We start from the raw sequence: 9,268 nt of genomic DNA, 5'->3' as shown, positions 1-9,268 counted from the left end.
CGAAGGTGTGGCCGCCGCGCGCACCGAGATGCAGGCCCTCTGGGGCGAGCGTCGCGCGCCCGAGGTCCGCACCCTGCCGCCCAGCGTGCCCCGCGAACAGCTCATGGAGCTGGCTCGCCGCCACGGCATCGTGCAGAGCCCCACCAAGGTGGTCATCGGCATCGGCGAATCCGAACTGCAGCCGATCGTCCTGGACTTCGGCTCCGACCCGCACTTCATGGTTTTCTCCGAAGTCGAGTCCGGTAAGACCACGGTGCTGCGCAACATCATTCGCGGCCTGGCCGAGAGCTCCAACGCCGACACCGCCCGCGTCATCCTCATCGACTACCGGCGCACCCTGCTCGGCGTGCTGGAGGGCGATCAGCTGGCCGGGTATTCGACGTCCTCGCAGACCTGCGGCGGGATGGTCAAGGAGGTCGTCAACTACCTGTCCAAGCGCATCCCCGGCTCCGACATCACTCCCCAGCAGCTGCGTGACCGCGACTGGTGGAGCGGCCCGGAGATCTACGTCGTCGTCGACGACTACGACATGGTCGTCGCGGGCGGAAACCCCTTGGGCGCCTTGGTGGAACTGCTCCCGCAGGCGCGCGACATCGGCCTGCACGTCATCATCTCCCGCAACATGGGCGGCATCTCCCGCGCCCTCTACGACCAGGTCCTCGGCTCCATGAAGAACCTGTCGGTCCCGGCATTGCTCATGAGCGGCTCCCGCGACGAGGGCAAGCTCATCGGAGACATCCGCCCGATGCGCCTGCCCCCCGGCCGAGGCATCCTCTGGTCCCGCTCCCGCGGCGACGAAATGATCCAAATCGCCGACCTCCCCGCCCTGTAATCACTTGCGGGACAGGGGGAACAAATGAACATCGGCCCCGGCTCGATACTCGGCGGCTACCGCATCGAACGCGCACTCGGCAGCGGCGGGATGGGCACGGTCTACCTGGCCGCCCACCCCGCCCTACCCCGCCGCGACGCCATCAAGGTCCTCTGGCCCCACCTGGCCACCGACCCGGAGTTCCGCGCCCGCTTCGACCGCGAAGCGAATCTGGCTGCGACCCTGGATCATCCGAACATCGTCGCGGTCCACAACAGGGGCGAGGACCAGGGCTGCCTGTGGATCGCTCTCCAGTACGTCGCGGGCACCGACGCCGCGACCGCCCAAAACCACGACCCAGCCTCCATGACCCCGATGCGGGTCCTGCACATCATCACCGAAATCGGCAAGGCTCTGGACCACGCCCACCACCACGGCATGCTCCACCGCGACATCAAACCCGCGAACTTCCTGTTGGCCCCTCAGCCTCACGGTCCCGAACGAGTCCTGCTGGCTGACTTCGGAATTGCCAAACCCACCGACGGCTCCACCGAACTGACCCGCACCGGCGCCTTCATGGCCACCGTCGCCTTCGCCTCCCCCGAACAACTCTCGGCCGGCAAACTCGACCCCCGCAGCGACCAATACAGCCTCGCCTGCTCCTTCTACCGCCTCCTGGTGGGCCAAAACCCCTACCCCGGCACCGAAGCGCTGAACGTGATGCTCGCCCACCTCAACGAGCCACCGCCCCGCATCACCGCCCTCCGCCCCCAACTGCCGCAGGCTCTCGACAACGTCCTGGCCCGGGCGCTGGCCAAGGACCCGTCCCAGAGATTCACCAGCTGCCTCGAATTCACCACCGCGGCAACCGAAGCCATGTCCGGCGCACCGGCGCGAACCGCCGTCACGGTGCGAGCGCCTGCCCCGGCCCGGCCCATCGACGCCGCGCCCGGTGTCCGCTCGTTCTCCGATCTGCTGAGCAACGTCGGCGGTGCCGAGCCAGGCTCGAATCGGACGTCCGATCCACGCTCGTTCGCGGGTCTGCTCTCCAACGTCGCCTCGCGTGAACCGGCGCCGCGCCCCAGGGCGGAGGATCTCGCCCCGGGCCGGTCGTGGAATGTCGGATCGGCGGTACTCGCGGTGCGCCTCGGGTTCATCGCGCTCTTCGCTCTGATCGCCCTCTTGATCATGTTGTTCCACTAGCCGTTTCGGCTCAGGTCGTGGGTGCGGGGCCGGGTTCGGCGACCACGCCCGGGTGGGGGCGGAGGAAGGGGGTGTGGGGGAGGGGCCAGGAGAGGGTGGGGGTTACTGCGAGGGTGAGGCGGGTGGGTTCGGCGGTGGGCGGGGTGTAGGGGCGGGTGGAGGTGTGGGGGGCGGTCCAGTCGGCGGTGGGGCGTTCGAAGAGGGCTCGGGAGGGGCCGGTGGCTTCGGGGCCGGCTATGCGGGCCAGGTGGAAGCCGGCTCGGCGGTAGTAGGCGTGGAGGGCCTCGTTGGTGGTCCAGGCGTCGAGGCGGACCCAGGTGCGGTGTTTTTGGCGGGCCAGGCAGGCGGCGTGGGCGAGGAGGGATTCGCCCAGGCGGAGGCCGGCGAAGCGGAGGTCGACGATCATGTAGTGGACGATCACGGCGTCGGCGAGTTCGCCGGGGGACCAGAGGTTTTCGTCGGCGCGGTCGTTGACGGTGATGGTGGCGGCCGGTTCGCCGTTGAGTTCGGCGATCCAGGTTTCGCCGTTGCGGACGGCGGTGGCCACGGACCGGACGAAGGTCTCGATGGGGAGACCTCGTCCGGTCCGCGTCCACTGGTCGCTGCCGCGTGCGGCCAGCCAGCTCGTACGTTGCAGCCGGAACCGGGTGACGGTTCCCAGATCCGAAAGCGTGGCCGGGCGCAGGTGCGGGGTCATGGCGCGCCGGGTAGCAGGGAATTGCCGAAGGAATGGGAATTTCCGGGCGGACAGGGAGCGCCCAGAGTTTTACGAATTATGTCCGTTCCCTCGTTGTCACCCAATTCGTATGCCAATCGGTTGCGGGCAGCAGTGGAACGATGCCGCGTCACTCGCGTGATGCGCTCGTGGTTGGCTCCGATGCGCAAATGATCGAGCAGGATCGTGCCGGGACCGACGCCGAGCAGCGCCGCCTCCTCCGCGGTGGCGGGGCGGGCGACGACGGTGTCGCGATGCGCGGTCTCGGCGAAACCCCGCGCGGCCAACCGCCGCGTGGTGCCCTCCGGAATGTCGTGCGGCGCGTCGATTCCGGTGGCCTCGGCCAGATCTCGCGGATAGAAGCTGACCTCCCACGACCAGGGCTCGTTGTCCAGGTACTGCATGATCGTGCGGGACACCACCCACTCGTCGCGCGCCACCCCCAGCCAGTGCGCCACCTCCGAACTGGCCGGTTCCATTCTGGCACTGAACTGTTTGGACGGCTGCCGCCCCGCCGCGCGCGCGATCTCCGAGAAGATGTCGTGCGCGGCCACCGGCCGGTCGGGCCGAATATGGTTCGTCACAACCGATTCCAGGACCTCCTGGCTGCGCACGATGGTGCCGCGCGAAGTCGCTGTGTAAACCAGGTTTTCGGCGACCAGGAGTTGAATCGCATTGCGAGCCGTCGTAATCGAGACCTGCATCTGCTCGGCCAACTCGTTGTGACTCGGTAGTCGATCGCCCGGTTCCCACTTGCCGGCGCGGATCTCCTCGCGGAGGAGGTCTGCGATCCGTTGATATCTCGGACCGTCCGCCATCTCGCTCCTCGGTTGTTGCTTCAAGGCTGTGAAGTCTACTCCGGTGGTACTACTGCCGTGTAAGGCTTGACAGCAGCATTCTGAGGTTTATTGTAATGAACGTCCTGAATGCGGTGTTGTTATACGTCGAAGAACGCGAGGCAACGTGGCAGGTTCGGAGACATCAAACACGGTCGTTGTGGCATTGCCCGACGTGTCCTGTTCTTATGTGGACATGGAGGCGCAGCCACTGGCTTCCGGCCTATTGCCGACCTCCGACCTACTCCTGCGCGCTTGTCGCGGGCACCGGGTCATCGGCGGACCCCTGCTGTGGTTCGCCCACGACCTCGCCGTGCTGCACGAGCGCCGAGTGGTCGGGCGGGGTGGCATCGGGCCGGAGACCGACCCGACCTCGATCATCGAAAACAAGCGCCGCCGAATCGAATTGGTCATGGCCATTGACGACTGGATCGTGCGCTCGGTTCCCCAGCATCGACTGGGTGCGACCTTGCATACCGAAACGGTCGGATCGGTCATCGATCGGCTCGCCGAGGCGTCGGTCCGTGCCCATCATGCGTTGATGACCCTTGACGCGAATGATGAAATGCTGCATGGCGCTTGGCACCATTTGGCTGAATTGTCCGACGCCTATGACGATCTCGTGCGCGATGTGCTCGCGGGTCGGCGTCGACTGCCCGCCTGGTAAATAGCGAACCCACTGCGCGGTCCGGGCCCGAGGGTGGCCCGGACCGCCATGTGTTTTGTACTAATTCACTTCGGCAAACGCGGAATCGCGTCGGTGAGTAGTTTTTCCGCTTTGCCGCAAGCGTCCGGAGAATTCGAAAGATCGGAAACTCTGATCTTCAACTGCTCGGCATTGTCTTTTTCGGTCGGGCGGACCAGATAGCTGAGCGAGCAGTCGCCCGCGGTCCGTGCACCGATGGCGAAGGTGGTGAACTCGCCGACCGGCACGGTGTCGTAGGTCCAGTCACCGCGATCCGGGCGCGACTCGTCGGCCAGGTCGATGCGCACCCAGCCCTCGCGGCCGATCGTGGTGCAGGCGTGCGGGGTGCGCTGATGATCGACGAGGTCGCCCGCGAGATCGTGAATCATGCTCTCCTGCACGACCGCACACGGATCCAGGCGCAGGATCGACGACGGCGGCAACTGCCGCTGCGGCGCGTAGTCGGTGAGCTGCTGGACCACCGCCAGCAGCGCCGCTTCGGAGGCGGCACAGGCGGATTCGGGCGGGGCGGCGGGGTCGAGCTCCTCGGCGGACATGCGCAGCGTGACCGGGACCGACGACTGCGTGACGACCGCGGTATCGCAGGTACTGCCCGCGGCCCCGGCGCTCAGGATGGGCGCCCAGCCCGCGGTGCGACCGGTCGGGGTCAGCTGATCGACACCGATCGCGTGATCGGGGATGTCGAAGGTGTAGTGGACTTTTCGCTGCGTCGAATCGACCACGGTGGTCGCGCAGCCGCCCTCGGGGGTGGACTCCGGATCGCCTGTACGGGTGCCCAGCTTGCCCGCCACCGACTTGTCGATGACCGCGCAGACATCCAGCAGGCGCAGCTCCGCCGCCGACAGATCCAGCGACGGGTCCTTGTGCGGCTGGGCGTGACCGCCGGTATCGGAGGAGCCGCTCAGACTCCACACCGTGCCACCGATCACCAGCAGGCCGACGGCCGCGGCGGACGCGATACCGACCGTGCGACGACGGCGACCGGCCAAGCGCGCCAACTGGTCCCGGTACCGGGTCTCCTGCTCACCGCTGGACGCCCACCATTCGGCGTCCACCCGATGCGCCTCGATGAAATCCAGAACTGGTTGCGGCCAAGCGGATTCCCCCGGGATGCGCTCGGCCTGCTCCAGCAGCTGCCGCGCCGACGGGCGCTGCGCGGGATCCGCCGCGAGGCAAGACTCCACGAGTTTGCGGAGTGAATGCGGGACCGCCGCCAAATCCGGCGAAGAGGACACCGTGCCGGTGGCGGCGAGCACCAGCAGCATGCCGAGCGCATAGACATCGGCGGCCGAGGTGACCGGCTGGCCCTCGGACTGCTCCGGAGCCTGGAAAGCGGCCGGGACCGAGTCGTCCACGGCGGCCCGCGGACTGGCGATCCCGAAGTCGATGAGGCGCGGACCCTCCGGGGTCAGCAGCACATTGCCGGGCTTGAGATTGCGGTGCACCAGCACCGCGCGATGCACCTCGATCAACGTGCTGGCCAGGCCGGTCGCGAGCAGCCGCAGCCCGGGCAGCGGCAGCGGACCGCAGCCCGCGATCACCGTCGCCAGATCCGGGGCGGGCACGTATTCGGTGGCCAGCCACGGGGTTTCGGCATCCGGATCGCTGTCCACCACCGTGGCCGTGTACGCGCCCGTCAGCTGCTTGCCGGTCTCCAGTTCGCGCTGGAACCTGGCCCGGAACTCCAGGTCATCGGTGTGCGCGCGGTGAATCTGCTTGACCGCCACCAGTTTCCCGGTCGGCGTCCGGCCCAGCAGCACCCGGCCCATACCGCCGGTGCCGATCACGGCGATCATGTGGTGCGGGCCGATCCAGCGCGGATCGTCGGGCAGCAGCGCCTTCATCGCTCACCCGCCATGATCGCGTACTGCGCCGCCGCCAACTGCCGGACATCGGTGTCGGTATTGCTGTAGACCGTGGCCACATACTCGCCGCGGGTCACCACACAGCGATACCTGCGGGCCGACAGCGATTTCGGGTCCGGGCGGGTCGCCTCCGAGCAGCGGGCGCCGGGCAGGGCATTACGCATCCAGGTGTACTCCGAGTTCTCCGGGTCATCGGACAGCCAGCCGGCGTACGACTGGGCGGACTTCGAATCGCGCATCCGATACAGGTATTTGTCGTGCGAGACCGCCAGCGCGGTCACGCCGTAGCCGGACAGCGTGCTCAGCTTGCGGGCCGGTTCGGCGGCGAGCGCCGCGAAGGCGCGAACACCGAAGGCGGCGAAGGACTTCGGATCCGCCAGCGGGTCGCCGGTGCGGACCAGCCGCGTCAACAGGCCATCCGGGTCGAGCCCGATCGTCGCCGGATCCGGCACCGGCGCGGCATCGAACCCGGTCAACTGCGCCACCTGCTTGCGATAGGTGGCGCTCACCAGATCGGCCAGCCGTCCCGGATCCGGCTCGGGTAACTCCGCGTACACCCGGATCACCACGTTCTTCCACGCCAGCAGACTGCCGATCGAGGCGACCCCCGGCCGCCAATGACTCAGCGCGGACGGGAAGTCCGCCAACGGGATCGGCGCGTTCTCGGGACTCGCCTCGAAATCCACCCGCGCCATCTCCGCCGCGGCCGCCTTCGCCGCGGCATCGTCGCGGAACGCGGTGAGCGCCACGGCCAGATACTTCACCGGCGGCCCTTGAATATCAGCACTCCGATTCGCCGCCGCCAGCCCGAACGACCCGGCCACCCCGAACGCACGCCCCGCACCCCGCTGCGCCGCCGAGAACGCGGCCTCATGCCAGCCACGATCATCCGCCGACACCCCACCCCCGCGTAGAGAGGTCAGCTCGGCATCGACCTCCGCCGGGAACACGATATGGTCGGCCAGGCGCAGCGACTCGGCCAGAATTCCCCGAATCCGACTCGGCCGCCGATCGAAATCATTCTGTCCCGCCGCGGTCGAATACGGCCCGTAATCAGCTGCCCCAGCATCATTCCCGCAAGCCGTGGCCACAACGAGCAGTACGACACCCATTCCGGCAACCGACAATCGCCGGAACCACAGACGCATGCGTTTCAACCCTCATCACCGGACAGCAGCGGGCCGCCGAACCATTCGCTCCCGCACGCGCCGAACAGGCGGCGCTCGAGCCACAAGTTAGCACCGGTCGGGTGCTATGTCATGTGCGGGCGAGGGGACTGAACTCGATGCCGCTGAACGGATTCGATTCAGCCTCGATAGCGGCGGTGGTCGGCGGAGAAGTCGTCGGCGACCGTGGCCGCCAATTCGACGTAGGCGCGCTTGGTGGGCTTGCTCAGGCGGTGGAGGTCGATCTCCGCGCCCTCGCCGAGGTGGGAGTCGTAGGGGATGATGTGGACCGCTCGGCAACGGGAGAGGAAATAGTCGCGGAGTTGGTTGATGCCCACGCTGGGGGCGCCGGGGCGGGGGAGGTTGATGACCACGACCGCGTTGCGGACCAGGTGGTCGTGGCCGTGCAGGGACAGCCAGTCGAGGGTGGCGGCGGCGCTGCGGGCGCCGTCGATGGCGGAGGACGAGATCAGGACCAAGGAGTGGGCCAGGTCCAGGACGCCCGCCATGGCCGAATGCATGAGGCCGGTGCCGCAGTCGGTGAGGATGATGTTGTAGAAGCGCTGGAGAATTCGCGCGACAGCGCGGTACTCGTCCTCGCTGAACGCCTCGGAAGCCGCCGGATCTCGTTCGCTGGCCAGCACTTCCAGACGGCTGCTGCCCTGCGAAGTATGGCGGCGCACGTCCGAATACCGCTGAATGTGCTCGTCCAGCAGTAAATCCCGGACCGTGGAGCGGGTTTGCAATGGGACGCGCTGCGACAGGGTGCCGAAGTCCGGATTCGCGTCGACCGCGATGACCCGGTCGCCCCGAATGGAGGAGAAAATCGAACCCAGGCCCATCGTGGTGGTGGTCTTGCCGACGCCGCCCTTCAGCGACAGCACCGCGATTCGGTAATCACCGCGCACGGGCTGGCGAATGCGCGCCACCAACTCCTGCAGCCGGCGCTCCTCCGCGGACATACCGGGATTGATCGCGCCACCGGACATGTGGTGAACCGCGCGACGCCAACCGGAATCGGGGGCCTTCTTGGCCTTGCGGAACGGGACGTCATCCAGCGAAGGGGCGGTCCCGCCGGGACCGTTCGTGCCCCACTGCGCGCCGTACCCGGGCTGGCCCTGCGGGCCGGGGCCGTACTGGCCGGTCGCCGGGCCGGACTGCGGGCCGTGCTGGCCCGGTGCGAAGTTCGAATTCGGCACCGCACCACCGGAATAGCCCGCAGGCTGTTCCGAACCCTGCGCGGCCCACTGCCCTTGACCAGGATCGCCCTGCTGGTACCCCGGTGCCTGCTGTCCCGGTGCGGCGGGCGCAGCCCACGGCATCTGCCCGGGTGCGCCGACCTGCCCGGCACCCTCGTGACCGGGTGCGTATGTGTCGGGTCCCGGCGCGGGCGAGTACGGCGCGCCTTGCTGCGGCGCGGGTCCCTGCCCGGACTGCTGACCCGGTACACCCCACGGCGTTCCGGTCTGGCCTTGCTGTCCGGACGCGTCCGGACCCCAATTCGATTGAGCGGGTGCGATATTGCCCGGCATGCCCACGCCGGTCGGCGCGGTACCGAGCCCGTGAGGACCGGTCAGTCCAGCCGCGGCGGCCTCGGACATCGGGGCATTCGCCCACGGATTCGCATCCGGATCGATGGCATCCTGTGAGCCTTCGGCTGGCGGCACGAACGGATTCTGCTGCTGCGCAGCGACGCTCGGCGCAGCCGGAGCCTGACCATGTTGCACGGGGGCTGTGCCCGGGATGGGCGGCTGCGGCGGCGTCCAGTAGCCACCGGTCGGCGGATGCGGAGCCTGGCTCGGAACCTGCGGGATGGGACCCGAACCCTGTGGACCGGGGCCCGACCCCTGTGGAATGGGACCAGGGGCCTGCGGGGCCGAGTTCGGGACCTGCGGAATGGGGCCGGATCCCTGCGGACCGGACCACTGCGGAATGGGGCCGGATCCCTGCGGACCGGTCCGCAGTG

8 protein-coding genes are annotated in these 9,268 nt (G+C 68.2%); 3 read left to right on the top strand and 5 right to left on the bottom strand.

What is annotated here, in order from left to right; genetic code table 11:
• Together ACWELQ_RS27965 and ACWELQ_RS27960 are read left to right on the top strand one after the other, a co-directional pair.
• Positions 1–832, top strand: an 832-nt coding sequence (locus tag ACWELQ_RS27965; RefSeq protein WP_452400016.1) for an FtsK/SpoIIIE domain-containing protein, incomplete at its 5' end; no start/stop codon positions are given.
• Positions 833–856: 24 nt separating this feature from the next.
• Positions 857–2,014 (top strand): serine/threonine-protein kinase, encoded by a 1,158-nt coding sequence (locus ACWELQ_RS27960; RefSeq protein WP_452400015.1) that lies wholly within the window; start codon positions 857–859, stop codon positions 2,012–2,014.
• 10 nt (positions 2,015–2,024) lie between these two features.
• On the opposite strand, the gene ACWELQ_RS27955 is transcribed toward ACWELQ_RS27960, so the two are convergent.
• Both ACWELQ_RS27955 and ACWELQ_RS27950 read right to left on the bottom strand, forming a co-directional pair.
• Entirely contained in the window at positions 2,025–2,711 is a 687-nt protein-coding gene (locus ACWELQ_RS27955; RefSeq protein ID WP_452400014.1) for a GNAT family N-acetyltransferase, read from the bottom strand.
• The gene (locus ACWELQ_RS27950; protein WP_452400013.1) at positions 2,708–3,547 is read right to left on the bottom strand and encodes a GntR family transcriptional regulator; all 840 of its coding nucleotides are present in this window, start codon (positions 3,545–3,547) and stop codon (positions 2,708–2,710) included. The genes ACWELQ_RS27955 and ACWELQ_RS27950 overlap by 4 nt, the downstream gene beginning before the upstream one ends.
• Positions 3,548–3,725: 178 nt before the next feature.
• On the opposite strand from ACWELQ_RS27950, the gene ACWELQ_RS27945 reads away from it, so the two are divergent.
• A complete protein-coding gene (locus tag ACWELQ_RS27945; protein WP_452400012.1) occupies positions 3,726–4,232 on the top strand; it encodes a DUF4254 domain-containing protein in 507 nt (168 codons plus the stop codon).
• A 65-nt stretch (positions 4,233–4,297) separates the two neighbouring features.
• Here ACWELQ_RS27945 and ACWELQ_RS27940 read toward each other — a convergent pair whose 3' ends face one another.
• The 3 genes from ACWELQ_RS27940 to ACWELQ_RS27930 all read right to left on the bottom strand — a co-directional run bounded on the left by ACWELQ_RS27940 (position 4,298) and on the right by ACWELQ_RS27930 (position 8,903).
• Positions 4,298–6,115 carry a protein kinase domain-containing protein gene (locus ACWELQ_RS27940; RefSeq protein WP_452400011.1) on the bottom strand — a complete coding sequence of 606 codons (1,818 nt, stop codon included), beginning with the start codon at positions 6,113–6,115 and terminating at the stop codon, positions 4,298–4,300.
• Positions 6,112–7,284, bottom strand: a complete 1,173-nt coding sequence (locus tag ACWELQ_RS27935; protein WP_452400010.1) for a DUF7373 family lipoprotein — start codon at positions 7,282–7,284, stop codon at positions 6,112–6,114. The genes ACWELQ_RS27940 and ACWELQ_RS27935 overlap by 4 nt, the downstream gene beginning before the upstream one ends.
• A gap of 158 nt (positions 7,285–7,442) precedes the next feature.
• Positions 7,443–8,903, bottom strand: coding sequence for a nucleotide-binding protein (locus ACWELQ_RS27930; protein WP_452400017.1), 1,461 nt, complete (start codon positions 8,901–8,903; stop codon positions 7,443–7,445).
• Positions 8,904–9,268 lie beyond the last annotated feature (365 nt).

The organism is Nocardia sp. NPDC004722 (genome assembly GCF_053601505.1).
This window is presented reverse-complemented; position numbering and strand designations above follow the sequence as displayed.

Coding starts and splice junctions, on each gene's coding strand:
- ACWELQ_RS27960 (WP_452400015.1), top strand. CDS start 857: ATGAACATCGGCCCCGGCTCGATACTCGGCGGCTACCGCATCGAACGC.
- ACWELQ_RS27955 (WP_452400014.1), bottom strand. CDS start 2,711: ATGACCCCGCACCTGCGCCCGGCCACGCTTTCGGATCTGGGAACCGTC.
- ACWELQ_RS27950 (WP_452400013.1), bottom strand. CDS start 3,547: ATGGCGGACGGTCCGAGATATCAACGGATCGCAGACCTCCTCCGCGAG.
- ACWELQ_RS27940 (WP_452400011.1), bottom strand. CDS start 6,115: ATGAAGGCGCTGCTGCCCGACGATCCGCGCTGGATCGGCCCGCACCAC.
- ACWELQ_RS27935 (WP_452400010.1), bottom strand. CDS start 7,284: ATGCGTCTGTGGTTCCGGCGATTGTCGGTTGCCGGAATGGGTGTCGTA.
- ACWELQ_RS27930 (WP_452400017.1), bottom strand. CDS start 8,903: ATGTCCGAGGCCGCCGCGGCTGGACTGACCGGTCCTCACGGGCTCGGT.